At 54.4% G+C, this 23272-nt stretch carries 33 protein-coding genes; 16 read left to right on the top strand and 17 right to left on the bottom strand.

Features of this window, described 5'->3' with window-relative positions; all coding sequences use genetic code 11:
* The first annotated feature begins 9 nt into the window (after positions 1–9).
* The 10 genes from HYZ49_03195 to HYZ49_03150 all read left to right on the top strand — a co-directional run bounded on the left by HYZ49_03195 (position 10) and on the right by HYZ49_03150 (position 7662).
* Positions 10–1014, top strand: coding sequence for an ABC transporter ATP-binding protein (locus HYZ49_03195; GenBank protein ID MBI3241280.1), 1005 nt, complete (start codon positions 10–12; stop codon positions 1012–1014).
* Positions 1015–1020: 6 nt separating this feature from the next.
* Complete coding sequence (locus HYZ49_03190; protein MBI3241279.1) at positions 1021–1872, top strand: ABC transporter permease; 852 nt, start codon at positions 1021–1023, stop codon at positions 1870–1872.
* A 36-nt stretch (positions 1873–1908) separates the two neighbouring features.
* Entirely contained in the window at positions 1909–2781 is an 873-nt protein-coding gene (locus tag HYZ49_03185) for an ABC transporter permease (GenBank protein ID MBI3241278.1), read from the top strand.
* Position 2782: 1 nt separating this feature from the next.
* Complete coding sequence (locus HYZ49_03180) at positions 2783–3406, top strand: hypothetical protein (GenBank protein ID MBI3241277.1); 624 nt, start codon at positions 2783–2785, stop codon at positions 3404–3406.
* Positions 3407–3420: 14 nt separating this feature from the next.
* On the top strand, positions 3421–3807 hold the full coding sequence (locus HYZ49_03175; GenBank protein ID MBI3241276.1) for a hypothetical protein: 387 nt from the start codon (positions 3421–3423) through the stop codon (positions 3805–3807).
* Between the two features lie 3 nt (positions 3808–3810).
* Entirely contained in the window at positions 3811–5217 is a 1407-nt protein-coding gene (locus HYZ49_03170; protein MBI3241275.1) for an MFS transporter, read from the top strand.
* A 16-nt stretch (positions 5218–5233) separates the two neighbouring features.
* A complete protein-coding gene (locus HYZ49_03165; GenBank protein MBI3241274.1) occupies positions 5234–6121 on the top strand; it encodes a hypothetical protein in 888 nt (295 codons plus the stop codon).
* 85 nt (positions 6122–6206) lie between these two features.
* Complete coding sequence (locus tag HYZ49_03160) at positions 6207–6605, top strand: phage holin family protein (protein ID MBI3241273.1); 399 nt, start codon at positions 6207–6209, stop codon at positions 6603–6605.
* 2 nt (positions 6606–6607) lie between these two features.
* A complete protein-coding gene (locus HYZ49_03155; GenBank protein MBI3241272.1) occupies positions 6608–7084 on the top strand; it encodes a YbaK/EbsC family protein in 477 nt (158 codons plus the stop codon).
* On the top strand, positions 7081–7662 hold the full coding sequence (locus HYZ49_03150) for a nitroreductase family deazaflavin-dependent oxidoreductase (GenBank protein ID MBI3241271.1): 582 nt from the start codon (positions 7081–7083) through the stop codon (positions 7660–7662). Before HYZ49_03155 ends, HYZ49_03150 begins: the two co-directional genes overlap by 4 nt.
* Before the next feature lie 82 nt (positions 7663–7744).
* Here the strand turns inward: HYZ49_03150 and HYZ49_03145 are convergent, their stop codons facing one another.
* Positions 7745–8170, bottom strand: a complete 426-nt coding sequence (locus tag HYZ49_03145; GenBank protein MBI3241270.1) for a cupredoxin domain-containing protein — start codon at positions 8168–8170, stop codon at positions 7745–7747.
* 124 nt (positions 8171–8294) lie between these two features.
* On the opposite strand from HYZ49_03145, the gene HYZ49_03140 reads away from it, so the two are divergent.
* Both HYZ49_03140 and HYZ49_03135 read left to right on the top strand, forming a co-directional pair.
* A complete protein-coding gene (locus HYZ49_03140) occupies positions 8295–9053 on the top strand; it encodes an AraC family transcriptional regulator (protein MBI3241269.1) in 759 nt (252 codons plus the stop codon).
* 43 nt (positions 9054–9096) lie between these two features.
* The gene (locus HYZ49_03135; protein ID MBI3241268.1) at positions 9097–9597 is read left to right on the top strand and encodes a hypothetical protein; all 501 of its coding nucleotides are present in this window, start codon (positions 9097–9099) and stop codon (positions 9595–9597) included.
* Here HYZ49_03135 and HYZ49_03130 read toward each other — a convergent pair.
* The 13 genes from HYZ49_03130 to HYZ49_03070 all read right to left on the bottom strand — a co-directional run bounded on the left by HYZ49_03130 (position 9560) and on the right by HYZ49_03070 (position 17566).
* Complete coding sequence (locus HYZ49_03130) at positions 9560–10438, bottom strand: AraC family transcriptional regulator (GenBank protein MBI3241267.1); 879 nt, start codon at positions 10436–10438, stop codon at positions 9560–9562. The genes HYZ49_03135 and HYZ49_03130 overlap by 38 nt on opposite strands.
* 58 nt (positions 10439–10496) lie before the next feature.
* Positions 10497–11279, bottom strand: coding sequence for a class I SAM-dependent methyltransferase (locus HYZ49_03125; GenBank protein MBI3241266.1), 783 nt, complete (start codon positions 11277–11279; stop codon positions 10497–10499).
* A gap of 6 nt (positions 11280–11285) precedes the next feature.
* Positions 11286–11750: a DUF2231 domain-containing protein gene (locus HYZ49_03120; protein ID MBI3241265.1), complete on the bottom strand. Its 465-nt coding sequence runs from the start codon at positions 11748–11750 to the stop codon at positions 11286–11288.
* A gap of 15 nt (positions 11751–11765) precedes the next feature.
* On the bottom strand, positions 11766–12452 hold the full coding sequence (gene ribA, locus HYZ49_03115; protein ID MBI3241264.1) for a GTP cyclohydrolase II: 687 nt from the start codon (positions 12450–12452) through the stop codon (positions 11766–11768).
* 5 nt (positions 12453–12457) lie between these two features.
* Entirely contained in the window at positions 12458–13033 is a 576-nt protein-coding gene (locus HYZ49_03110; protein ID MBI3241263.1) for a DUF1211 domain-containing protein, read from the bottom strand.
* A 19-nt stretch (positions 13034–13052) separates the two neighbouring features.
* Entirely contained in the window at positions 13053–13994 is a 942-nt protein-coding gene (locus tag HYZ49_03105) for an SDR family NAD(P)-dependent oxidoreductase (protein MBI3241262.1), read from the bottom strand.
* Complete coding sequence (locus HYZ49_03100) at positions 13969–14343, bottom strand: VOC family protein (GenBank protein ID MBI3241261.1); 375 nt, start codon at positions 14341–14343, stop codon at positions 13969–13971. The genes HYZ49_03105 and HYZ49_03100 overlap by 26 nt, the downstream gene beginning before the upstream one ends.
* 8 nt (positions 14344–14351) lie before the next feature.
* Positions 14352–14756, bottom strand: coding sequence for a hypothetical protein (locus HYZ49_03095; protein ID MBI3241260.1), 405 nt, complete (start codon positions 14754–14756; stop codon positions 14352–14354).
* 10 nt (positions 14757–14766) lie between these two features.
* Positions 14767–15210, bottom strand: a complete 444-nt coding sequence (locus HYZ49_03090) for a hypothetical protein (protein MBI3241259.1) — start codon at positions 15208–15210, stop codon at positions 14767–14769.
* Between the two features lie 61 nt (positions 15211–15271).
* Positions 15272–15733, bottom strand: a complete 462-nt coding sequence (locus HYZ49_03085; GenBank protein ID MBI3241258.1) for a hypothetical protein — start codon at positions 15731–15733, stop codon at positions 15272–15274.
* Positions 15734–15804: 71 nt separating this feature from the next.
* Positions 15805–16713 carry a helix-turn-helix domain-containing protein gene (locus tag HYZ49_03080; GenBank protein MBI3241257.1) on the bottom strand — a complete coding sequence of 303 codons (909 nt, stop codon included), beginning with the start codon at positions 16711–16713 and terminating at the stop codon, positions 15805–15807.
* A gap of 38 nt (positions 16714–16751) precedes the next feature.
* A complete protein-coding gene (locus HYZ49_03075; GenBank protein MBI3241256.1) occupies positions 16752–17066 on the bottom strand; it encodes an NAD(P)H-binding protein in 315 nt (104 codons plus the stop codon).
* A gap of 89 nt (positions 17067–17155) precedes the next feature.
* Entirely contained in the window at positions 17156–17566 is a 411-nt protein-coding gene (locus HYZ49_03070; GenBank protein MBI3241255.1) for an ester cyclase, read from the bottom strand.
* 164 nt (positions 17567–17730) lie between these two features.
* On the opposite strand from HYZ49_03070, the gene HYZ49_03065 reads away from it, so the two are divergent.
* From HYZ49_03065 to HYZ49_03055, 3 genes are all read left to right on the top strand, one after another.
* Positions 17731–18579: a MerR family transcriptional regulator gene (locus HYZ49_03065; protein ID MBI3241254.1), complete on the top strand. Its 849-nt coding sequence runs from the start codon at positions 17731–17733 to the stop codon at positions 18577–18579.
* Between the two features lie 184 nt (positions 18580–18763).
* Positions 18764–19474, top strand: coding sequence for a hypothetical protein (locus HYZ49_03060; GenBank protein ID MBI3241253.1), 711 nt, complete (start codon positions 18764–18766; stop codon positions 19472–19474).
* Between the two features lie 52 nt (positions 19475–19526).
* Complete coding sequence (locus tag HYZ49_03055; protein ID MBI3241252.1) at positions 19527–20375, top strand: MerR family transcriptional regulator; 849 nt, start codon at positions 19527–19529, stop codon at positions 20373–20375.
* Positions 20376–20427: 52 nt separating this feature from the next.
* On the opposite strand, the gene HYZ49_03050 is transcribed toward HYZ49_03055, so the two are convergent.
* The 3 genes from HYZ49_03050 to HYZ49_03040 form a co-directional block, all read right to left on the bottom strand.
* Positions 20428–21150, bottom strand: coding sequence for a hypothetical protein (locus HYZ49_03050; GenBank protein ID MBI3241251.1), 723 nt, complete (start codon positions 21148–21150; stop codon positions 20428–20430).
* A 75-nt stretch (positions 21151–21225) separates the two neighbouring features.
* On the bottom strand, positions 21226–21900 hold the full coding sequence (locus HYZ49_03045) for an NAD(P)H-binding protein (protein MBI3241250.1): 675 nt from the start codon (positions 21898–21900) through the stop codon (positions 21226–21228).
* Positions 21881–22393 carry a hypothetical protein gene (locus tag HYZ49_03040; protein ID MBI3241249.1) on the bottom strand — a complete coding sequence of 171 codons (513 nt, stop codon included), beginning with the start codon at positions 22391–22393 and terminating at the stop codon, positions 21881–21883. Before HYZ49_03040 ends, HYZ49_03045 begins: the two co-directional genes overlap by 20 nt.
* Before the next feature lie 255 nt (positions 22394–22648).
* On the opposite strand from HYZ49_03040, the gene HYZ49_03035 reads away from it, so the two are divergent.
* Positions 22649–23119, top strand: coding sequence for a winged helix-turn-helix transcriptional regulator (locus HYZ49_03035; protein MBI3241248.1), 471 nt, complete (start codon positions 22649–22651; stop codon positions 23117–23119).
* The last annotated feature ends 153 nt before the right edge of the window (positions 23120–23272 follow it).

Genomic DNA, 23272 nt, shown 5'->3' with positions numbered 1-23272 from the left:
GAGATCAAAATGCAGGGTCAAGTCATCATCAAAAAACTGGCGAAGACGTATCAAACGCGCCAGCGCAAAGGCCTCTTCAAATCGGAAGAAAAACTGGTGGAGGCGCTCAAGGACATTTCGCTGGAGATCAAGCCCGGCGAAATTTTTGGCCTGCTCGGCCCGAACGGCGCGGGCAAGACCACCCTGATCAAATGCCTGACGACGCTCCTCCTGCCAACTTCGGGCGAGGCGTGGATCAACGGGTTTCAGTTGACCAAAGACGACAACCCGATCCGGGCGACGGTGGGGTGCATGTTGATGGGCGAGCGCGGCCTGTATTGGAAGTTGACCGGGCGCGAGAACATGATCTTTTTTGGCGCGTTGTATCACCTCAGCCCCGCCGAGCGCCGCCGCCGCACCGATCAAATTATTGAGCGCCTGAGTCTGGGCGACATTGCCGACCGTTCGGTGGAGACGTATTCGTCCGGCCAGAAAATGAAGCTGGCCTTTGCCAAGGCCTTGATCAACGATGCGCCGCTGTTGATTTTGGACGAGCCGACCAACACCCTTGACCTGCCCTCAGCCCGCGAACTACGAGCCGTCGTCCGTGAACTCAACCAGGAAGGCAAGACGGTGATCTACACCACGCACATCATGTCGGAAGCCGAGACGATGTGCGACCGGGTGGCTATCATTGATCGGGGCGAGGTGCTGGCTCTGGGCACGGTGCCGGAACTCAAGGCCTCGCTGAACCGCGACATGGTCATTCGGATCGAGGGTGTGATTCCGACCAAAGCCAGCCAGGCCGTTGGCGCTCTCCCCGGCGTCAGTCAGGCGGCGACCACCCCGGTAAACGGCCATGCCCAACTCACCGTCGTGGCTCATGATCATCAGGCGCTCCTGCCGCGTCTCATCGAAACGCTCATCGCGCACAATGCCGTCATGCAAAAGATCACGCCCGAAGAGGTGACGCTCGAAGACGTATTTATTGCCCGCACCGGGCGCACACTGGCCGATGATACGCGAGTGAAATAGGTTGCCATGACAATCGTTATCAAACCCACCTTTGCCCAAAAACTTTCAGCCGTGCTGGCTGAGACGCGTTTGCGCATGATCAACATCAGCCGCTATCCGGGCCAACTGGCGCTGGAGATCGTCATCCCGGTGATCTTTGCCTCGATGCCCATGTTGCTGGGGCGGGCCACCGCCGGGGCCGACGCCGGCGCGAACTTTGCCGCCAACACCGGCACGACGAACTACGTCGCCTTTCTGCTCATCGGCTCCAACATCTTCACCCTGGTCTCCAACGCTTTCTGGCACATCGCTTACTGGTTGCGCTTCGAGCAGGAGACGGGCACGCTGGAGGCGGTGTACCTCACGCCCACCTCCAGCCTGACCCTGGCCAGCGGCGTGGCGATCTACAGCGTCATTCGCGGGCTGATTGCGGCTTTTCTTTCGTACATCATCGGTTGCCTGGTGTTCCGGGTCAACCCGTTTCAGGGCGATGTTCTGCTGGCGCTGGCTTTTATCTTTGTCGGCTTGATCCCGCTGTATGCTGTTGCCTTTCTCTTTGGGGCGCTGGTGCTCAAAGTCAAAGAGTCTAACGCTCTGGTGGGATTGATGCAGTGGGTGGTCAGCTTTCTCATGGGCATCTTCTTCCCGATCACGGTTCTGCCGCCGTTTGTCAAATTTATAGCCTGGCTCTTCCCACCCACCTGGATCACCAACGGTGTGCGCTCGTCCCTGCTCGGCGTTGGTTTCTTCTTCGGCCATTGGTATTTCGATATGGCTGTGCTCTGGGCCTTCCTGTTCATTGCGCCCCTGTTCAGCTTTGCCGTGTTCAACCGGGTGGAGCGGGGGGTGAAAGCCAACGAAGGCGTGGGACAGTTTTGATTTTTGGTTTGGGATTTTCGATTTTGGATTGACTCTATGACCACTCTAACTCCCTACTCTAACTCTCATCAAGCGCCTCAACATCTTACCGGCCTGGCCGCCTGGTGGGCCACCCTGTCCGCCATGACCAAGAAGGAACTGTTGATCATGTTGCGCTACCCGGTGGAACTGGTGGCCTCGTTTGGTCAGGTGTTCCTCATCGTCATCATCCTGACCCTGGCCGGGCTGATGTTCTCCCGGAGCGGAACGCAAGCCTCCGCCGAAAACTCGGCCACTGCCGGGCTGGTGGTTTACGGCTTCATCCTGTTCATCTTTGTGAGCGACACGATGTGGACGATTGGCTACAACGTGCGCCGCGAGCAGAAGCAGGGCACGCTCGAACAGCTTTATCTCAGCCCGGCCTCCAAGTTCAACAGCCTCCTCTCGCGGGTCACCGTCACCCTGGTTTGGACGGGCACGCTCTGCATTGCCTCGGCCCTGCTCATGAGCGCCATGATCGGCAAACTGCCATTTGCCAATTTGCCGCTTGGTCTCTATTTCCTCATCCTCTCGCTCTTCGGAACGTTTGGCGTTGGCTTTGCCTTTGCCGCCATTACGTTGCGCGTGCGTGAAGCGGGCCAGACCCTGGCCAACTTCTTTCAGTTCACCTTCATGGTGCTTTGCGCCCCTTTCTTTCCCTTCTCGGCCCTGCCGGGCTGGATGCAAAACATCGCTCGCTTTATTCCTCTTTCTTACAGCGTGGACGCTTTTCGCACAACCCTCATGGGGACTTCGCCTGAACTGGCCCCGCTTCAGGTCGAGTTCATCATCGTCACCGTTTTTGGTCTTGTCATGCCGTTCCTCGGCTACTGGATGTATCGCCGCGAGGAGGACGCGGCTCGCGCCAAAGGAAGTTTGTCGGAGTATTAAGATGACCAGCGATAACGAACGTATGCAAATTTTGCAGATGATCGAGGATGGCAAGATCAGCGCCGAAGAAGGACTGCGCCTGCTCAATGCCCTTTCGGCCAAACTCCAGGGAGATACTCCCTCCCCTGCTGGTGCTCTCCCGGCCGGGGAAGGCCGGGGTGGGGGCCGGCCGCCACAGCCCGAAGAACTTAATCGCTATCGCGGCTGGTGGATCAAGATCATGTGGCTGGGTGTGGCTGTCACGATCCTGGGCAGTCTCTTCCTGTATTGGGTGCTGAAGGTTGCCGGGGTGAGTTTCTGGCTGGCGCTGGCCTCGCCGCCGTTTGTGTTGGGCGTGGCCATCATGGCCCTGGCCTGGGCCAGCCGCAAGGCCAAGTGGCTTCACATTCGCATCAAGACCGGCGAAAAGAGTGACGGCCCCAGACGACTCCTGATCTCGCTTCCACTGCCCATCGGCCTTGTTGCCTGGCTGTTGCGAATGATCAGCCCCTTCATTCCTAAACTGCGCGATACCGGCGTGGACGAACTTATTCTGGCCCTGAACGAGACCACCTCGCCCGAAGCGCCGCTGTTTGTGGACGTGGATGAGGGCGACGGCGAACGAGTGCAAGTGTATATCGGCTAGACAGGTAAACAACTATGGCAACTATCGAAGAACGCATGAAGATTTTGAAGATGATCGAGGAAGGCAAGATCACGGCTGATGATGGCGCAAAGTTGTTGTCGGCCCTGGCCGACAGCCGCCGCACGCCGCCGCCGATTTCGGCGGCCAGCCTCACCGGCGGCTCGGCTCGCTGGCTCCGCATCCGCGTCACCGACACCGCCACCGGCAAAGCCAAAGTCAACGTCAATCTGCCGATGGGCCTGGTGGACGTGGGCTTGAAGATCGGCGCTCGCTTTGCGCCCGAAATTGATTCGGAACAAATGGACGCCATCAACACCGCTCTCAAGAGCGGCCTCTCCGGCAAGATCATTGACGTGACCGACGAAGAAGACGGCGAGCACGTCGAAATCTTTGTGGAATAACTCATGACCGACTCGACAGCTCCTTACCAGGCCCCGCCCGACGGCTGGCGCACATTTCTGATCGTCTGGATTTCACAATCCGTCTCGGTTTTCGGAAGCGCCCTGACCCAGTTTGCCATCATCGTCTGGCTGACCACGACGCTGTATCCCACCGAAGCCCAGAAGCCGCAGTTGGCCTGGGCCATTTCGGCGCTGACGCTCTCGTTTGCGATCCCGGCTGTGTTCCTGGCGCCCATCGCCGGCGCTTTCGTTGACCGGCACGACCGCAAGCGGACGATGATTGCGATGGATGTTGCCAGCGGTTTGTTGAGCCTGGGCGTCTTCTATTTGATCGCCACTCACCAGCTAAACATCATCTGGCTGATCATCATCGGCTTGCTAGGCTCCACCTTCTTCGCCTTCCACAACGCCGCCTTCGACACGTCTTACGCCATGCTCGTGCCCGAAGAAAAACTGCCGCGTGCCAACGGCATGATGCAGACCATCTTCTCGCTGTCGGGCATCCTCTCGCCGGGCATCGCCGCGACCCTCATTGTCTTACCGACGCTGGCTCGTGACGGCAAACTGCCGGTCTTTGCCTCGTTGCTGGGGCAGGTAAATGACGGCGCTCTGCTGGCAATTGGCGTTGATGCCGCGACCTTTTTCTTTGCCGCCCTTGCGCCCGCCTTTCTGTTTATCCCTTCGCCCAAACGCACCGACATGGAAACGGCGTCGGGTGAAAAGAAAAGCCTGTGGGCCGACGTGCGCGAAGGCGCGTTGTACATCTGGCATCGCCGCTCGTTCCTGTGGTTGCTGGGCACGTTCACCGTGGCCAACTTCACCGCCGGGGCGCTGGTTCTGCAACCCCTCATCGTCAAGTTCCAACTGAACGCCGACTGGCTCGCGCGCGGCTTTACCTTTGAGAGCGCCATGGCCACCCTGGCGACGGCGGGCAGTATCGGCGGCGTGGTGGGCGGAGTGGCGGTGAGCGCCTGGGGCGGCTTGAAGAAGAAACGGGTTTATGGCGTGCTGGTGGCTCTCATTTTCTCCGGCCTGGCAATGACGGTTTACGGGTTTTCCAAGATGATCTTCCTTTCGGCGGCGGCGGCCTTCATGATGGAAGGCCTGATCCCGGTGATGAATTCTCATTCGCAGACCATCTGGCAGACACAAACGCCGCGTGAACTGCAGGGCCGCGTCTTTTCGGTGCGGCGGCTCATTGCCCAGTTTAGCTGGCCGGCCAGCACCTTCCTAATGGGCGCCCTCGCCAGCCAGTTTGATCCGGGCCGGATCATAATGGTGCTGGGCGCTGTCCTGGCCGTGTGGTGTGTGATCGGCCTGTTCAATCCATTCCTCATGCGCGTGGAAGACAAAGAGTGGATTGAAGCACAGGCGCTGAAAAACGCCGGCCAGGAGTCGGTAGCGAACTAGAAAGGACCTATTCAATATGATCCCCAACAACAAAAGCGCCCTGACGCGCGCACGCAAAGCCTCGTTCTGGGAAGACCCTGAAAAATATGAGGCGCAACACATGCTCATCTCGCCGCTGGAGCGGCGGATCGTCGGCGCGATTTGCGGCGCACTGCTTGGCGTTTTGTACGCGCTGGTGGCCGGGACGATTGACTTCACTCTGTTCCGGGATTTGCCTTTGCGACTCGAGTGGCCCCGGATTCTGATCTCGGCGCTGACCACGGGGGCCGCCGGCCTTGCGGTGGGAGCAGTCGTGGCCTGGCCGGGCGAGACTCTCAAAGGCATCATCGCCGGCGCGCTGGTGATTGCCGGTTCCGGCGCAGTCAAGTCACTGCTCACCCCCGCCGCCGACACCACGGTGATGGTCATTGTCCTGGTTTACACCTTCCTGCCGTTTGTGGCCCTCAGCTTGCCCATTGCCATTGCAATTCGGTTGATCGTCAACCGCTATGAAGACAACTTGCAGAAGCAGGGTCAAAGCCGCCTGGTGGCTCAGGGCATTTTGCTGGCCGGCGCCATAGCTCTGGCCGCCTTTGCCGGGTCGTGGTCGCAAATGCCGCCCTCCTCGGTGGAAGCCGTGCGCAAAATTGACCGGATGATACAGACCACCCTGGCCAGCCCGGCAGACAAAGCCTTGCCTATTGCCTTGCGAAGCCTCTCGGACTTTCGCGCCCGCGCCGGCACAACCTATCTGGTTGATCAGCGCAAGTCGGTCTCTGTAACCGACGGCGTGGATGTGCAGGTGAATTTCGATAACGGCTACGTGATCTCCTGCCTCGTGGACAACCAAACCCTGGCCGTCTCGTGCGTCGAAGGGGCATCGGTGTTCGGCCCCTTCCAATTCAACCCGAACGATCAACGGTAAAACAACTTCCTCCTTCAAGGCGGGCCGGGGAGCCTGAGCAAAAACTGCCAGGCTCCCCGCCCACGCCGGTTGCGAGGCTACGACAATGCAAAAACTGATTCTGCGTCTCATCATCAACGCCATTGCTCTGTGGGTGGCAATCACTTTCGTGCCGGGCATTCAGGCCCCGCAAAGCTGGGTGGCAATCGTGGGTCTGGCTTTCATCTTCGGCCTGGTCAACGCCCTCTTTCGCCCATTGCTCAAGTTCCTCACTTGCCCGCTCATCATCCTCACCCTGGGCCTGTTCACTTTGCTGATCAACACCGCTCTCTTCTGGGTGACGGGCCTGGTCGGCAGTTGGTTCAACATCGGCTTCACCGTGGACGGCTTCTGGCCCGCCTTCTGGGGTTCGCTCATCGTCACCCTGGTAAGCGTGGCCCTCACCCTGCTGGTCAAAGACGAGCTTGAAGGGCGGCGGCGAAGGCTGGAGCCGCAACGGCGCTAATTGTGGCTGAGACTGAATCGACTCCGGTGGCCCGCGTTTTGGCCGCGCTCAACATTCCTCATCGCGTCTTCCAACACCCCGGCCCGGTCACGTCGCTGGAGCAGGCGGCAGAGGAGCGCGGGCAGTCGCCCGATCAAGTGGTGCGAAGCATCGTCTTTCGCGTTGGCAAGGATGAATACGTGATGGTGTTGATGGCCGGGGCGCAGCAGGTGTCGTGGCCGGCTCTGCGCCGCCATCTCGGCCAGTCGCGCCTGACGATGGCCAACGAGGCCGAGTTGTTGGCCGCCACCGGGTATCAAACAGGGGCGGTCTCCCCGTTTGGCCTGCCTCAGTCCATGCGTATCCTGGCCGACGAAAGCATATTTGCTCCCGACGAGGTTTCTATCGGCTCCGGCGCGCGCGGCGTCACCATCATCTTGCGCTCCGAAGATTTGCGGCGGGCGCTGGGCGGCGTTGAGATCGGGCAGTTTGCATCATGACTCTGAAACTGGAAGAAAAATTGCGTCAAAGCTTCAAGCGTTTCCTCAACCCCTTCATGCTCTCTATGTGGCGGCTGGGGCTGGGGCCGTTCCTCAACGTTTGGCCGAGTGTGGGCGGGCGCATCATGGTCATCGTGCACAGAGGCCGCAAGACGGGGTTGAAGCGGCGCTCGCCCGTCAACTATGCCATCGTTGACGGTGAAATCTATTGTGTTGCCGGCTTTGGCTCCATCTCCGATTGGTATCGCAACATCATGGCGAATCCCAACGTCGAAGTGTGGCTGCCCGAAGGCTGGTGGACGGGAGTGGTGGAAGATATTTCGGATTCCGAAAACCGGCTGGCGCTCCTGCGCCGGGTAATGATCGCCAGCGGCTTCGCCGCTTACGCTGCCGGGCTTGATCCGATCAGAATGAGCGACGAAGAGTTGGGCGCGGCGACAGCCAAGTATCCGCTGATGCGTCTCCACCGCACCGGGGCCTGCACCGGCCACGGCGGCCCTGGCGACCTGGCGTGGGTGTGGCCTCTGGCGACCATGATCTTGTTGCCGCTGGTGTTGTTGCGCCGCAAGCGAAAATAGAAACTGGCCGGCGAGGAGGTTTTATGAAGCTCTACCCGCAAACTGATCAGGAAATCGCCATAAGCAAAGGGAAGCGCGTGATTTATGGCGCTTTGACAATTAACGAGCCGACCATTCCGGCTTCTTTATGGCCCGGCACGGTGCAGAAGAATTCGTAAGTGCCTGACTTCGTGGGTGTAAATTCGAGAGAGTTGCTCGCGCCCATCGTTGCCGCCATGTGTAGTTGCGGGTCGGTCGTCATGTTGCCCATGTTGTGTCCGGCCATTGGCTCGGCAGTTGCGCCCATCGAAGCCATCGGAATTTCCATGATGCTGAAATCGTGTTCGACTGAATCGTTGTTGACGAATGTCAGCTTGACGGGTTGCCCGGCAACGACTTCAAAGGTAGCCGGTTGATACCTCATGCTACTGGCCTCCAGCTTGACTTCAACTGTGTTACCAGGCCCTCCAGCACAACCCGCCAGGACGACTGCGGCGATTATCAGCAGAAATAAGATGCTTTTGTTCATGAAACAATTTACCTTTCAGAATGTGAGTTCGATTGCCAGCAAACTTTACCAGAGCTATCCAGTTCATGGAAGCGCCAAATGGCCTATATTAGAATTCCGCGCAGTTCTTTGTAGTTGAGACAAAATGCAAGCCTCTCTTTACATCTGGAACGGACAAGCCTTGTACATTGGCGCATCTACCGACACAACCGAACATCGCCACCACGCGCTGATGATTGGCATTGGGGTCAATTCTACATTCAAGGTGAAGGTGGGCGGGGCGTGGAACACGTATCGGGCGGCGATCACGGCGGGAAGTAAACCTCACCAGTTCGACGGACGGGACGGGGTACAAATCCTTCTCTTGCTGGAGCCGGAAATGGAAATCGCCCGCAGATCGAAGCAGAAATACCTCGGAGACGAAACCACAGCCGCGTTGGACCACGAGCTGTTTCATCGCCTGACCGACGAATTTTCTGCGCCAGGCAATTGCACGGAAGCGCGCAAGTTTTACGATGAGATCATTCTGGCTTTGCTGGATAAGGATATGCCTATCAACGAAATCCATCGGCACATCGAGAAGGCGTTGGAATTGATTCGGGAATTGCCCATTAAGAAAGTGTCGCTAAAAACAATCGCGGACGGCGTGCATTTATCGCAAAGCCGCTTCGCGACTCTTTTCAAGCAAAACATCGGGATTCCGTTTCGCCGTTATTTGATGTGGCAACGCCTGATGGAAGCGATCAAGCAGGTGACAAGCGGCGCATCGCTAACCGACGCGGCGCACGAAAGCGGCTTTGCCGATTCGGCGCATCTCAGCCGGACGTTCAAGCAGATGTTTGGTATGACGATGGCAGAGTTGTTCAAAAACAGTCAGTTTGTTCAAGTCAATTCGTGTTCGTAGGAATATCATCGGCGGCAAATCTTATCGAAGGAGTTTGCCGTTTATGAATCTTCGCCATCTCGTTACATATCCAATTTATCTCACCGGCCTCGGCACGTCCCTGCTTGGGCTGGGCTGGTTATTCGCACCCGAACCCTGGCTGTTGGATCAAAAAGCCAACGAAGCCTTGTTGCAAACAACCTACGCCCAACTGCTCGCGGCAGACATCAACGCGCATCTTGGCGATTACCTGACTGGCCTGTATCGTTTCTTCGGGTGGTGGATTTTCGCCATCGGGCTGTTGGTTCTGGCTTACGCCTTCGCCGCGCGGCTGGAGACAAAACGCGCCCGCAACGTCCTTCACTTTACGCTGGTTTTGATCGTCGGCGGGCTGTATGCCCTGCAATTGAAATTCATCCCCATCTCGCCGTTTCTCTGGGCAACTTACGGATTCGCGGCGATGATCCTGCTTAGTTTCGGCGCGTCGCTCAAAATGGACAGGAGCGATGGCGGTGGTTGTGAAGGCATCAGACGAGATACTTCTCGCGGAACTCAGTCGGCGTGATTTTGCTGTGCTTGCGGAAGTATTTGATGAAGTTGGTCGGTTCGTTGAACCCCAGTTCGAAGGCGATGTCTTTGATTGCACGCTCGCTGTGAACGAGCAGGCGTTTGGCTTCGAGCAGGACGCGGTCGTCTATCAGTTGTTTGGGCGTCCGGCCGAGAATCTGGGCTGTGGCCTGGGTCAGCCGTTTTTCCGAGACATGAATCTGCCGGGCGTAGCCGCCGACCGATTTCAACTCGCGAAACTGTTGATCGAGCGCGTCGCGAAAGAGCAGGGTGTAATCGAAGTCCGCGCCCTTTTTGATTTCGGGCAAGCCCTGTTTGTGGATTTCGCGTTCGGCCATCAGCAGAAGGTTGTGCAGGAGATTCTTGAGAATGACGTGCTGGTGGCCGTCTACAGGATTCTGTGATTCTGCTTCTATCGCCTCGAACATGGACGTGATGGGCGCGCAGGAGAGCGGCTCCAGACGCAGGGCAGGCACATCCAGCAAAGGGTCGAACAGCACGGTGCTTTTTAGAAAAAGCCGGTCGGCCTCGGTGGCGGAAAAGAAACTCTCTGTAAAGACGATCTCCTTCCCGTCACACGCGCCTAATGGGTCGAATGCCTGAACTCTGTTCGCGCAGACGAAAAGCAGGGAACTGGCTTTGATCTCCACCGGCTTGAAGTCCACGAGGTGAGTCGCCGCCCCGGTTTGATACCAGATGATGTGATAAAAGTGCGTGCGGTGCGGGATGGTGGCTTTATCCCGGTGCTGGGCGTAGAGTTTGGAAAGGGGCACGACTTCGATCTCCAGGGGCAGAGATTCTTTGAAGCTATACAATTTGATTTTGGGGTTGATGGTCATACTCGCCTGTCAAGTTCTCCGGGGGATTTTTGACTGAGGCGAAGTATAACGGATTGTTTTATTGAGTCCAGCCCACTAAAAGGGTGAGCCACTGGTCGGTGACAAAGACGGGGGGTGTGCCGTCCGCCCTGGCCAGGGCGGTGTGGAGGCGATTAAGCCCGGCGGTGTAGGCGGCGTCGCTCAACATGGCAAGTTGGGATGAGCCATGTTTTTGGGTGAAGGGATTGTCCAAAATCGCCTGCCCCACAAATTCTTGATGGATATGTTCGGCCACGCGCCACTCCGCGCGCACAAACCCGGCGGCCAGCATCCAATTGAGCAGGGTGCCGCTGGAGGGGAAACGCCGAAGGTCGTTGGCATGAACTCCCTCGAAATAATCGTAGAGATACCAGCGGTCGCGCCCGATGTGCGGGTCGAGGTTGACGATGGCCAGCGCGCCGCCCGCCCGCAGTAAACGCCGCGCTTCGGAGATGAAGGCGCGTTGATCGGTGTAGTGCTGGAGGGCATTCACCGATAGGATCAGATCGAAACTGGAGTCGGCAAAGGGCAGGTGGTTGGCGTCGCCGTTCATCAACAACAGCCCGGCATCCTGCGTCCGGGCTTGCTGTAACATACCGAACGAAAAATCCAGCCCGGCGATGCGCCGGACAAGCGGTTGAAGTTCGACGACCCAGCGCCCGGTGCCACAGCCCACTTCCAGCACTTCGCGCGCGCCGGTTTGCGCGGCCAGCGCGCGCAACTCGCGGGCCACGCCGGCCAGCGGGTTTTGCGCGTAGCGGGCGTTATAGTTGGGCGCGACGGCGTTGTAGTTGACCGGGTTGTTCATGCGGTTTTCATCCATTCGATCTTATTTGAGCAACGGGTTGATGCCGCGCACGTTGACGCCGAGTTCGAACACCAGATTGCCGCCCGTGCCGCCCAATACCACCAGCCAGGCCAAGCCCAGAACCGCCAGCCCCAAATAAGCCGGGTGCATGTCAATATCGTTTCCTCGCCGCCGCGCGACGAAACGCCAGATCAACACGCCCGCCGAAACCAGCGTGCCAATCATCCCCGAAAATTGATGCGGCTGGATGGCGGCGGCCAGCGCGCTTTCTTCATAAGGCGAATGGGCGATCAATCCGGTGACGGTGGAGGGAATGGCGGCGGCCACACCCACCACCAGCAAAATCCACGAGAGTTCATTGAGCCTCGCGTTAGGGCGGATGCGCGTCCAGAGGGTGAGCGCGAAGCTCAAGAACAGCCCGGCCAGGGCGAAGTGGACGATCATGGGGTGCAAGTCCAGCCAGATATTTTGTGCAAAGTCAAACATACAATACCCTTTTGTTCATTGTTCATCTGCGGCTTGCCGCGCGATGAGGTGTCCCGATTTGGCCGCTTTGGTTTCGAGATAAAACGCGTTGTGCGGGTTGGGCGGGATGACCAGAGGAATGCGGTCGCTCACGTTGACCCCGAGGGCCTTAAGCCCCTCGATTTTGCGCGGGTTGTTGGTGATCAGGCGGACGGATTTGATCTGCATCGAGTCGAGCATGTGCGCGGCGATGCTGTAATCGCGCTCGTCGTCGCGGAAGCCCAGCGCCTCGTTCGCCTGCACTGTATCGAGACCCGAATCCTGTAATTCGTAAGCGCGGATTTTGTTCGTGAGGCCGATGCCGCGCCCTTCCTGCCGCAGATAAAGCAGAATGCCCTCGTCCATTTCGCCGATCATTTTCAGCGCGGCCTCCAACTGGTCACGGCAGTCACAGCGCAGTGAGCCGATGGCGTCACCCGTCAGACATTCGGAGTGCAGGCGCACCGGCACATCTGGGTGATCCCACGGCATCCCTTTCACAAAGGCGGCATGTTCCTTGCCGTCGCGCGTGTCCGAAAAGGCCACGACGTGAAAATCGCCGAAGCGCGAAGGCAGTTCGGCGAAGGCGACGACTTTGACACAGATGTGATCGGGACCGTAGCCGGCGCAATCATGCTCCGCTTGCAGCATCTCTCGAATTTGTTTGTGGGGGTGTTCCATCATGCGTCTCACTCCGCCAGTTTTTTCTCGATCCGTCTTTCGGGGACAAGATACATGATGGAGACGAATACATACATTGCAACCGCGATCCATGCGGAAACAAACGCAAGCGGAATGGCTGCGATGTAGATTAAAAGGGCGTATATTCCTTTTTTATCTTCACCGAGGACATGGGCGATCACCGAATCCGCGCCATGATGGGCGACAAGCGCGCGCACGAGAATGAAGAAAGCCAACCCGGATAATAAAAGCACGACGCCATAAACCGCGACCGGGATGGTGGCAAAATTATTCTCGCCCATCCAGCCCGTGACGAAAGGAACCATGGACAGCCAGAACAACAAATGCAAGTTCGCCCACAGCACAGCGCCGTTAACTTGCTTCGCGGCTTGCAAAAGGTGATGATGATTATTCCAGTAAATCCCGATGAAGACAAAGCTAAACACGTAACTCAGGAATTTCGGTATTAGCGGAACCAACGCGGCGATGTCACCCTCGTGCGGGATTTTCAATTCCAGGATCATGATGGTGATGATGATGGCGATGACGCCATCGCTGAATGCTTCCAATCGTCCTTTGTGCATTTGTAATGCTCCTTGATTGTTATGTGTGAGAAATTTGTTCAGCAATTGCCCAAAGTTGCTGGCGTGTCGTTTGGTCTATGACAGGTGCGGGCCAATCCACCAGTTTGCTGTGGGTGTCGAAGTATTTGCCATTGACACCTTCCACTTCCGCCGAAGATGCAAGATAAACTGAAGAGCGCGATGCTTTCGCAGCGGATTTCCCCCCGTCATCACGAACCGCCAGTTTGAAGAGGGGGAATAGAAAACGCATGAAGCCAGGCAACATTCCGGGCGTGACGCTGCGGGTCATGCTCGTGCTGGCTTGTCCGGGGTAGCAGATATTGAGAGTTACATGTGAGCCTTGCGCCCGTTGGGCAAATTCAAGCATGATCGCCATCATAATCAGTTTACTATGCGAGTAGGTGTTCAACCCTGCAAAGGAGCGTTCTGCTTGAAGGTTATCCAGTTCAATGTTTCCTCTCGCTTCTCCGCCCATGAGCGTGATAACCCGCGCCGAAGGGCTGGCTTTCAATCTGTCCAAGAGCAGATGCGTCAGCAGGAATGGCGCGATGACATTCACTGCGAAGTTGGATTCAACCCCATCTTTCGTGAGTCGCCGCTCGGATGCCGCCAGCCCCGCATTGTTGATCAGAACATCGAGGCGGTCATACTTTTGCTTGAATTGCTCTGCGAGTGCGTGAACGCCTGCTCGCGTGGAGAGGTCGGCAAGGAGCAGGTCAACTTTTGGAGCGCCACTTGCCTGCTTTAATTCGGCAACAGCGGCTTCTCCGGCAGGTTTATTGCGTCCTGTGATAATGACCTGCGCTCCCATTTTTGCCAGGGTGAGGGCAGTTTGTTTTCCGATCCCGTTTGTTGCGCCGGTGATCAAGACAATTTTGTTTTGCATGGATTTTGGGTTATCTATCGCTTTTTTCTTTTGCAGTCCGCTGGTGATTCTATCTGGCTGAGACTTCCCAAACATTCCCATCCGGGTCTTTGAAATAGGCGACGGTTTGTCCCCACGCGGTGGCTTTGGGTCCCTCGAAAATCTCCACGCCTTTCGATTTAAGTTCAGCGCAGGTTTTTTGAAGATCGTCTACTTGAAACGCCAGCAGGACACCGCCGCCTTGCGTGATATGTTCCTTTGGAAACAACATTTTTGCCGCCGCTTCTTTTTCAAACAGCATCAAGGGCGTGCCGTCTAGTTTGAATTTGACAAAGAAATTTCCGTTGGCGAATTCCACTTCTAAGCCGAGGGTGTCCCGGTAGAAAGCAATGGATTTGTCGAGGTCGTGTACCAGCAGGCAGGTGGCAGTTAATCTATTAAACATGGTTTCTCCTATATTTTCGCCAACTCATTCGCCATTTTGTTGAGTTTGAGATAGGCGGTAATTTCAGGGATGACGAAGATAATCAGAAAGACGAGAAAATTGGCAATCGCCGGAACGCCAGGTTCGCCCGTGAGCGGCACGATGAACATATCCTGCAACTCGCGCAGACTGTGCATGAGGAAGGCGAAGGAATAGAAGCGCGGGTTTTGTTTGACGAGAGCCAGAATCGAAATAACCATCATCACGGCGTTTCTGCCTGCCAGCACATAGATCATTTTTGCTGAGGTAGCATCTATCGTTATTCCAGGATAGATCAAGTTTGGGTTGAAGTAGCAAGCATAAGTTTGGAAAGACAGAATGGCAAGGATGACGACTTGCAGAATGTTGATCCAAATTGGAATTTTAGTTTTCATTTTTTTTCCATTAACCCGCTTGTTTTTCAGCAGATCGAATGATGGTGAAAAGTTTGACGATGGAGGCAATGCCGAAGATGACGATGACCGCCTGAAAGGCGACCCGTCCCGTTCCTGTTGCAAGGACTATCGCGATGAGCATATCTTGAATTGCAACAACCACGCGCGTGATCAACATCAACGCCATAGATTTGGGTCGGTTGCTGAGGATTGCCAAAATCAAGCCGACTCCCAACCCGAGACTAGACGCGCCGGCAGTGTAGAATGCAAATTTGATGGAAGTATTATCCAGCACAGCCCCATCTGAAACTTGGGCAGGATTAAAGTAAACGGCAAAAGCAAAGAACAAGCTGAGGGCGGCACCAATCCCAGCGTATATTTTGATCGCGCCAGGGATGGAACTTTCAAGTTTTGTAGTTTTCATATCACTTCCTTTTTTTACAAAATTCTCCATTGATGGAATTACTCCATCAATGGAGAATTTTTTTGCACTGAAGAATGAAGACTTTCCAGACTTAAGGCGTGGGGTTCGTTTTCGGAGCCAAGTAATGTGCCTTCAAACTTTTCCGGGTCAGCGCCCAAATAGCGAAGGCTTCAACGAGAGACATAACCGCCAACATCGTTGCAGTGGATGACGGTGCGCCGTTCATCATGGCAGGGAGCGGCCCCTTGGTAGTGAGCACCACGGTAATCGCATCCAAATGATCGCTGATTGAAATGCAAAAGAAAACGATGGCAGATACCCAGACGGCGAGACCTTTCCCTTTCCAAAGACCAATTGCGACAAAGAGAGCCATGGCTCCGATGAACACATCTGTCATGGCCGGGAAGAGCCACGCATCGGGTGTTTTACCGGATAGGACATCTTGGATCATGAAAAAAGCTGTGATCCGGATAATTTGGAATAGTGCCAGAGCACCCAAGAAGATGATCGCCGCTCGAGGCGATTTCGCGGGGGGATTCGATTCAATGTTCATAGTATTCTCCTAAAAATATAATTTTGCATTCTCGTAAAATGATTTTATTCCACCTAATACACAGAGACCAGTCAAGGACTTCGGTGAAGCAGGTATTTTTCTCGGTAATGCTCCTTGAATTGCGTGGGCGAATAGCCCGACTCGCGTTTGAAAAAACGGGCGAAGTAGGACGGGTCGGCGAACTTGAGTTGGTTACTAATTTGGGCGACGGTCTGCCCCGAATGAACAAACAATCGCTTCGCTTCCACAATCAATCGCTGATGGATTAACTGACTCGCCGAAATCCCCAATACTTCACGCGTCATATCTGTCAAATGACCCGCCGTCACTCCGAGCAGCGCTGCGTAATCTTGGACTTCCTGCTTCTCCACAAAATGCAAATCAATCAGCCGGATGAATTGTTGAACAAGCATATCGCCGGTGCGCGGCTCAACAGGTTTTGCAGAAGCCGCGTAATGTCGTTGAATCTGAACCAGAAAATTTTGTAGCAGAGATTGCAGCACCACCAGCCTGCCAAACGCATCGCCGTTATATTCCTTGTGCATCTGCGCGCACATCGTGTTGAATGGCTGCGCCGCCTCATCATTCAAATGCAAGGTAGGCACATGATCAATGCGGTGAAAAAAGTCGAAGCCGCGCAGAAAATCATGTTCAAGGCGGCTCATCGAGAGAAAGTCTTCGGTAAACAAAATTACATACCCAGTGGGGGCTTTTGTGATTTCAGGGTAATGGATTTGTCCGGGCGTAATGAAGAAAAACGTGTTCGGCAAAAATGGGTAGCCCTCGAAATCAACGTAATGCATCCCGCCGCCATCGAGGAACCAGAATATCTCGTAGTAAGTGTGACGGTGTGGTCCCGAGGGTTTTCCCATTTCGGACAAATCGTCAATGCGCGCAATTTCAAACGGTACACTCAAGCTGTCGGGACGACTGAATTCGCGCGGCTGTTCAAATTCGTGAATCGGGATTTTTGAGTCCATGCCTAAATTATAAGACCAAGCATGGGGAAACCGGCAGGTCATCTAGATTTAGAGCGAAGCCACGATTGGGCTTTGCGATCCCATTCTTTCGTTTGAAGAGCGGACAAAATAAAATCTGTGATGTCTTCCACGCCTATCTTGGAGCCTGTCATATCTTTCTCGCTCGCGACGACATTGCCCGCCGCATTGCCAGACCCGACGATGGGCGGGCGCAGAACCGTCCAGTTCAAGCCCGATTCGGCGATGGTCTTCAACTCGATGTCTTTGGTCTTGATGACATCGGGCATAACTTTATTTTTTTCCTTGAGGCACGGGCTTATCAAAGTCAAGCGCTGGCTGCTGGTGTTTTTCAAGCGCGTATCTCAAAGAATTTATCCCTGATCTGCTTCCAACGAACCCTGCATCTGCCCAGACACAGGGTTCGATTTCTTTATGCGAAGATTTATCCCTGCAACTGCCGCATGGCGGTTGACCAGTCTTCGAGATGATGAACTTCCGCCACCTGACCATTTTTGACAGTGTGAATGTCAATGGTCATGATGTTGAAGGATTTGCTTCCAGTGGTGGGCAACCCCATGAAATCGCCGTTGGGCGTGCCGGAAGCCAGGCTACGGACGACAACTTTGTCGCCTTCCTGGATCATTTCCTGAATGTCCCATTTCAGGTCGGGGACGAGTTTCCAGAAGAACTGGATTTGCCCGATGAGTTGGGCTTTGCCTTTGACATCTGCCGAGCCTTTGGACTGGAAGTCGTCGGCAAGGATTTTGCCCATCACTTCCGCGACATTTGTGCCGGGGTTGACGGTGAGGCATTGGGTGTAAAACGGGCGTACAATTTCTTTCAAGTCGGACATGGGATTCCTCTTTTTGAGTGTGAGATTTTTTTCACGCGGAGCGAAGGATTTACGCGTGAACCATGCCGGTATTCTATGGCAGTGAGCCAATAAGCTAAAGGTAAATTTGCGGCGAAGAATGGTGAATTTGGGAATAACATTACGATTTGCGATACAATCCCCCCATGTCCCTCCTTCGCATCGGCGACTTCTCGCAACTGGCGCAGGTTTCCACCCGCGCCCTGCGGCTTTACGATGAACTAAATCTTCTCAAGCCCGCGCATGTCGAACACCTCACAAGCTATCGTTTTTACACCCTCGATCAACTGCCGCGCCTCAACCGCATTCTCGCGCTCAAAGACCTGGGATTTTCGCTCGATGAAATCGCGGATATGCTCACGGATGAGCTTGGCGTAAGCCAACTTGGCGAAATGCTGAAGAAAAAACAAAGCGAGTTGGAAAAGCAGTTGGAAGATGGACAACGACAGATTGCGCGGGTCGCCGCCCGCCTGCGACAGATCGAAGCGGAGGGAAAGGTTTCGCCTTATGAAGTTATCCTCAAGGAAACGGAGCCTCTTACCATCGCTTCGATTCGTCGCGTTGTTCCCGCACTTAAGGATATGGAAACCGTCCGCGAGGAAATTCTCAAGTCGCTTTACGATGCGATCACCGAACAGGGGATTGCGATTAAAAACCCTGAATTGGTCATTTACCATAATACTGAATATGTAGAAGAAAATATTGACATGGAAATTGCCATCGCAGTAAGCCTGCCCAAAGCCAATTCAACTCAAACAAATCAAGGCGCTCTTTCCATCCGACAGTTGGATGCTTCACCGTTGGCGGCGACCACCATTCACCGCGGACGATTGATCGAAGTAGGGCAAGCCATCACCGCCTTATTTTATTGGGCGGCGCAAAATGATTATTCAATCTGTGGCACCTGCCGTGAAATCCACATTTATGGGCGCGAGTTGGATGCAGACAAAGAAAATATCCTCGTGGAGGTGCAAACGCCCGTCCAGTTTGGGTAGTAAAGAATCGTTTGCGGGAAATCTTAATTCATTTTCAACTCTCAAAATAGTCAATACAAAACCATATTCAAGGTGAGGGCGACCCAAAAAATTAACGATCTTCTTACAGTTCACCCCTTGACCTTAACCCTGCGTCAAACTTTATCTTTTCGCCATCAAAATCAAAACCCGAAAGGATAATATCATGATCGATCAACCCTGGATCTCAGCAAGCATCATCGTAAGCGCCATTGCCACCGCCATTGTGACCTGGCTGGGCTATCATCGTACTACTCAAACATTCGGCGACAAAAAAATGTCAACATCGCTTGGCGTTGGAGTTTTATTGGCTGGGTGGCTGGGAGTAGCCATGTTGCTCGGCTTGCAAGGCTTTTTCCTGCCAAACCCTGAACAACCTGTTCCCAGCATCGCCTATTCCGCCGTCCCGCTGGTCATTGGCTATTTATTTTTATTCGCTTCGAAATCGTTCCAAAAGAATGTGGATGCCATTCCCCCACACTGGATCATCGGCGTGCAACTCTATCGAATTCTGGGAATTGACTTTCTGATCCTCTACTTCCAGGGTCAAATTCCTGGTGAATTTGCCCTTCCAGCAGGCATCGGCGACATGCTCATCGGCATCACCGCTCCGCTGGTTGCCTATCTTTACTTCCGAAAACACCCCTCAGCGCGAACCGCCGCAATTATCTGGAATATCGCTGGAATCTTCGACCTGACTCTGGCTGTTACCCTTGGTGTACTTTCTTCGCCAGGTCCGCTTCAGCTTTTGTCCATTCAGTCGCCGAATGAATTGATTACAGCCTTCCCATTGGTATTGGTTCCAGTTTTCGCAGTCCCCTTGTCGATTCTTTTGCATCTTTTTTCGTTAAGGGTATTGCTTGGCAAAAAGGCATAAGCAAGTAGGGGCGGGTCTCGCATCCGCCCCTTTTATGCGATAAAATTAAAGCATGACCCTCCTTCGCATCGGCGACTTCTCCCAACTGGCACAGGTTTCCACCCGCGCCCTGCGGCTCTACGATGAACTAAATCTTCTCAAGCCCGCGCATGTCGAACACTTCACGAGCTATCGTTTTTATTCGCTTGATCAACTGCCGCGCCTCAACCGCATTCTCGCGCTCAAAGACCTGGGATTTTCGCTCGAACAAATTGCAACCATGCTCACCGACGATCTCACCGCCCAACAATTAAGCGACATGCTCGCAATGAAACAAATCGAGTTGGAGAAACAACTCGAAGATGGGCGAATGCAAATCGCGCGCGTCACAGCCCGCCAGCGTCAGATCGAAGCGGAGGGAAAAATCTCCCCCTACGAAATCATCGTCAAGGAAATCCCGCCGCTCGCCATCGCCTCCGTCCGCCGCATCGTGCCAACCTTGAACAACGCCGATAAAGTCCGCGCCGATATGCTTCACGCGCTTTATCAAGGACTGTCTGAACAGCGCATCCAACCCGAAAGCCCCGAACTGGCGATTTATCACAACCGCGAATATGTGGAGGAAGAGATTGACGTGGAACTCGCCACAGCCGTTTCGCCGAAAATGACCCGCCGCTTCTCCCCTAACCGTGAGCCTGCTTCACACACCCTGGCATTTTCCCCGCTGATGGCGACCACCATCCACCACGGTCACTTCGCGAATGTGGGGCAAGCCATCACCGCCCTCTGCACCTGGGCGGCGCAAAACAATTACGCTCCCGCAGGCGCATATCGTGAAATCCATTTATTCGGACGCGAACTCGATCTCGCCAATTTTGAAAACGTGACGGTGGAAATACAACTGCCCATCGAAAAAAAGTGACAGCCGCGCACGCGGCTGTCACTTTTACGGCAACGGGTTTCCTGACTTAACTTTATCGATCACCAAATTCAAACCCGTTCAAAGGCCCCGTGTGCGGAAACACATTGGGCATCAGGGTTGGATATTCTGCTGGGTTAATGCTAATCCCATCATAAACGGCGCCCGTTTCAGTTCTATCATCCACAATAATCACCCCTTTTGCAGGTCCGCCAAATGAAAAACAGGGAAGTAAATCTTCTGTTACACCTGGCGCCCAATTGGAAATCCCACAAAAGGCGGCGGCATTTAATTCATCTGCTTTTGCCTGCGTGAGCGGGGTAAGCGTGGCAAAGGTCACCACGCCGCTTGCCGCATTGGCTTCCTTTACATCTTCAAGCCCCGCAGGCGGGTCGGCGGGCTGCCCGGTGAGGTCCACCCAGGTAATCGGGACAAGCGCGTGATCGTTGGTAAGTGTCTGCACAAAGATGGTGACCGCCGTGATACCGTTGGCGCAGTCTGGTGTTTCTGATTCGTTTTGATAATCCAGCATGGTGGTTGCCAATTCATAACCCGAAAGCGTTCGCATGCTTTTCATCCAGGTTCCCACGCCGCTCGGGGCGCATTCGCGGTACCAGGTTCTATCCAGCATCACGTTCTTTCCAGAAACGCCCTTCACGATGAATCCGTAATCCTTCACATCGTTTGCGGCAGATTGCGGCGCGGCGCAGGCAGTCAGCGCGATTGCCAAAATGAGCAAACCCATCCATAGTATGTCATGTCTTTTGTTGTGTAGCATGTTTTATCTCCTTGATTTTGATGTCCGTCATTGTAAAGTTTGCCGCAGGGTGAAAGTCAAGAGGCAAAATATCGGCTACGACATGGCAATCGCCACGCGCTGACGGGCATACTGCCGCTGGCTGAGTTCCTGCGCAATAAAATCCGCCACATCCCCAAGCGGGATTTCCATCTTCCCAAAGAGGTATGGTTTGTCGGCTCTTGTTGAATATTTGCCAGTCGCCGCCGCATTCGTCATCTTGGGCGGGCATACCAGCGTCCATTCGAGACCGCTTTGTTGCAGTTTTTCATATACCTTGTGATGTTCCCTGGTGACAGGCACAAAGTCTTTGGGGAAGACAGGCGATTTATACAAATACCAGCCGCCCACTTGAAGGACTCCGGCCCCGCCGAGGTTGATGATGTGCTTGACATTGCCGCGCTTCATCCCAGCCATAATATGATCAACCGCCGTGGAACGAATCGAAGCGTTGGATTCATATTCGCCGCCAACAGCATTGACGACAGAGTCATGACCTGCAATGGCATTCGCCACGGCTTGTTCATCCTTAACATCACCCTGCACAACCTTCAATGCGAAATGCCGCGCAACAACCTTTTCAGGCGAGCGCGCAAACACGGTGACATTGATATTCTTCGCCAGCATTTTCTCCAATACGAGCGGCCCCAGGTTTCCTGTTGCGCCAAATAATATTACTTTCATTTTTATCTCCTTGTTGGTGATTGAATTCTTATGGTTGCGATTCGACAATCGTTTTTATGAGGGCCAAATGACCTCCGTCGTGTTCTGGGCGTGTCAAAAGATGAATGAGGAGCGGTTTAAAAATAAACCAGCCGCCTTGCCCTTCTTTTTTAAGGGAAAGCAAAGTTTTTCCATCTGAAGCAGGCTCTAAAACATACCGATAGGTGACATCGAAACCCACCAGTGTCGTCTTTGTCGTTAATCGCCTGTCCTGTTCGAGTTCTTCGATCGTCACCACTTGAGGGTTCGGCAGTCCGTGGCTGTATAAGACCCTTCGATACCTTGACCCTTTTTCAAGAAGCCCTTGTGTTTCCAGTTGGATATTGCCGATGTTTTGGGAAATTCGTGTAATGTTCTCCGGGTTGACTAGCGTTTGAAATACTTTTTGAGGCGGGTGCTCTATCAAAATGGAATCGTTCATGGCGGATTCTCCTATGGCCATCTGAATAAAGATGAAGATGGAAGCGCCCAGAAAACCTGCAAGGATTATCCAGGGCGTCATCTGTTTTGATTTCCTTTTTGTCCTCATGTGCGCTCTCCTGAATCGTTGCCTTACGCAATTAGAAGCAGGCTTCAGGCACGACAGTTTTTTCTTATGGTCAGCACCCCTGACTGAAAGATGGTAAGAGTATAAAGTTTGACGCAGGGTGAAAGTCAAGGCAAATAGCGCAGGCAAAATGGAGACATTTCTACCTGGGGCGAACACTCCGACTCTGTATATTGACAAATCTCAAAAATGCATGTATATACACTCATTATGTTCAAAGACATGCCCAAAGAAAATCTGTATGAATTTGCCCGTCAGGCGATCCCCTGTGTGGGCTTCAATACCCGCCGCGCCACCCGTCTCGTCACTCAATACTATGACAAGGCGCTGGCCCCCACGGGGCTGCGGTCTACGCAATATTCTTTACTCAGTGGGTTATCTATGTTGGGGGAAGCCTCCATGCAGGATTTGGCTTTTGTGCTGGCCATGGACCGCACCACCCTCACCCGAAACCTGAGTCCGCTGTTAAAAAAGGGCCTGGTCAAGGTTTCGGTGGGCAGTGACCGCCGCGCGCGCCCGATTACGGTCACGCCCAAGGGAAAAACGGTCCTTGAAAATGCCTTTCCCTACTGGCAAAAGGCGCAAGCCCATATTGTAGAAACGCTGGGTGAAGCCAACTGGGATCAAATGATGAGAGGCCTGCATCAAATTTCGATGATCGTCGAAGAAGGTGCGCCGTAATTACCTCTCTCTAACTGGACTTTATCCATTTCAACGTGCATAGCAGACAGTATCGAGTAGCCCATTGAAGAGGGTGCTGGGAATTACGAGAGATGGCGTTTGCACGGGTGAGTTCACGAATTTCACGGAGGTCCACAGGTGGCGACGGACGAG

This window comes from Chloroflexota bacterium (assembly GCA_016197225.1).
Classification (GTDB): Bacteria; Chloroflexota; Anaerolineae; order Anaerolineales; family VGOW01; genus VGOW01.
Note: the sequence above shows the minus strand (reverse complement) of the source record. Positions and strands in the feature narration are given on the sequence as shown.

Bases quoted from the DNA above. Each gene is read 5' to 3' on its own strand.
- HYZ49_03135 (MBI3241268.1), top strand. From the start codon at position 9,097: ATGAATCTTCGCCATCTCGTTACATATCCAATTTATCTCACCGGCCTC.
- HYZ49_03055 (MBI3241252.1), top strand. From the start codon at position 19,527: ATGACCCTCCTTCGCATCGGCGACTTCTCCCAACTGGCACAGGTTTCC.
- HYZ49_03125 (MBI3241266.1), bottom strand. From the start codon at position 11,279: ATGGATGAAAACCGCATGAACAACCCGGTCAACTACAACGCCGTCGCG.
- HYZ49_03190 (MBI3241279.1), top strand. From the start codon at position 1,021: ATGACAATCGTTATCAAACCCACCTTTGCCCAAAAACTTTCAGCCGTG.
- HYZ49_03070 (MBI3241255.1), bottom strand. From the start codon at position 17,566: ATGTCCGACTTGAAAGAAATTGTACGCCCGTTTTACACCCAATGCCTC.
- HYZ49_03130 (MBI3241267.1), bottom strand. From the start codon at position 10,438: ATGACCATCAACCCCAAAATCAAATTGTATAGCTTCAAAGAATCTCTG.
- HYZ49_03145 (MBI3241270.1), bottom strand. From the start codon at position 8,170: ATGAACAAAAGCATCTTATTTCTGCTGATAATCGCCGCAGTCGTCCTG.
- HYZ49_03095 (MBI3241260.1), bottom strand. From the start codon at position 14,756: ATGAAAACTAAAATTCCAATTTGGATCAACATTCTGCAAGTCGTCATC.
- HYZ49_03050 (MBI3241251.1), bottom strand. From the start codon at position 21,150: ATGCTACACAACAAAAGACATGACATACTATGGATGGGTTTGCTCATT.
- HYZ49_03185 (MBI3241278.1), top strand. From the start codon at position 1,909: ATGACCACTCTAACTCCCTACTCTAACTCTCATCAAGCGCCTCAACAT.
- ribA (MBI3241264.1), bottom strand. From the start codon at position 12,452: ATGATGGAACACCCCCACAAACAAATTCGAGAGATGCTGCAAGCGGAG.
- HYZ49_03100 (MBI3241261.1), bottom strand. From the start codon at position 14,343: ATGTTTAATAGATTAACTGCCACCTGCCTGCTGGTACACGACCTCGAC.
- HYZ49_03150 (MBI3241271.1), top strand. From the start codon at position 7,081: ATGACTCTGAAACTGGAAGAAAAATTGCGTCAAAGCTTCAAGCGTTTC.
- HYZ49_03180 (MBI3241277.1), top strand. From the start codon at position 2,783: ATGACCAGCGATAACGAACGTATGCAAATTTTGCAGATGATCGAGGAT.
- HYZ49_03165 (MBI3241274.1), top strand. From the start codon at position 5,234: ATGATCCCCAACAACAAAAGCGCCCTGACGCGCGCACGCAAAGCCTCG.
- HYZ49_03040 (MBI3241249.1), bottom strand. From the start codon at position 22,393: ATGACGCCCTGGATAATCCTTGCAGGTTTTCTGGGCGCTTCCATCTTC.
- HYZ49_03110 (MBI3241263.1), bottom strand. From the start codon at position 13,033: ATGCACAAAGGACGATTGGAAGCATTCAGCGATGGCGTCATCGCCATC.
- HYZ49_03035 (MBI3241248.1), top strand. From the start codon at position 22,649: ATGTTCAAAGACATGCCCAAAGAAAATCTGTATGAATTTGCCCGTCAG.
- HYZ49_03160 (MBI3241273.1), top strand. From the start codon at position 6,207: ATGCAAAAACTGATTCTGCGTCTCATCATCAACGCCATTGCTCTGTGG.
- HYZ49_03140 (MBI3241269.1), top strand. From the start codon at position 8,295: ATGCAAGCCTCTCTTTACATCTGGAACGGACAAGCCTTGTACATTGGC.
- HYZ49_03085 (MBI3241258.1), bottom strand. From the start codon at position 15,733: ATGAACATTGAATCGAATCCCCCCGCGAAATCGCCTCGAGCGGCGATC.
- HYZ49_03090 (MBI3241259.1), bottom strand. From the start codon at position 15,210: ATGGAGAATTTTGTAAAAAAAGGAAGTGATATGAAAACTACAAAACTT.
- HYZ49_03105 (MBI3241262.1), bottom strand. From the start codon at position 13,994: ATGTTTGGGAAGTCTCAGCCAGATAGAATCACCAGCGGACTGCAAAAG.
- HYZ49_03060 (MBI3241253.1), top strand. From the start codon at position 18,764: ATGATCGATCAACCCTGGATCTCAGCAAGCATCATCGTAAGCGCCATT.
- HYZ49_03065 (MBI3241254.1), top strand. From the start codon at position 17,731: ATGTCCCTCCTTCGCATCGGCGACTTCTCGCAACTGGCGCAGGTTTCC.
- HYZ49_03080 (MBI3241257.1), bottom strand. From the start codon at position 16,713: ATGGACTCAAAAATCCCGATTCACGAATTTGAACAGCCGCGCGAATTC.
- HYZ49_03195 (MBI3241280.1), top strand. From the start codon at position 10: ATGCAGGGTCAAGTCATCATCAAAAAACTGGCGAAGACGTATCAAACG.
- HYZ49_03175 (MBI3241276.1), top strand. From the start codon at position 3,421: ATGGCAACTATCGAAGAACGCATGAAGATTTTGAAGATGATCGAGGAA.
- HYZ49_03120 (MBI3241265.1), bottom strand. From the start codon at position 11,750: ATGTTTGACTTTGCACAAAATATCTGGCTGGACTTGCACCCCATGATC.
- HYZ49_03170 (MBI3241275.1), top strand. From the start codon at position 3,811: ATGACCGACTCGACAGCTCCTTACCAGGCCCCGCCCGACGGCTGGCGC.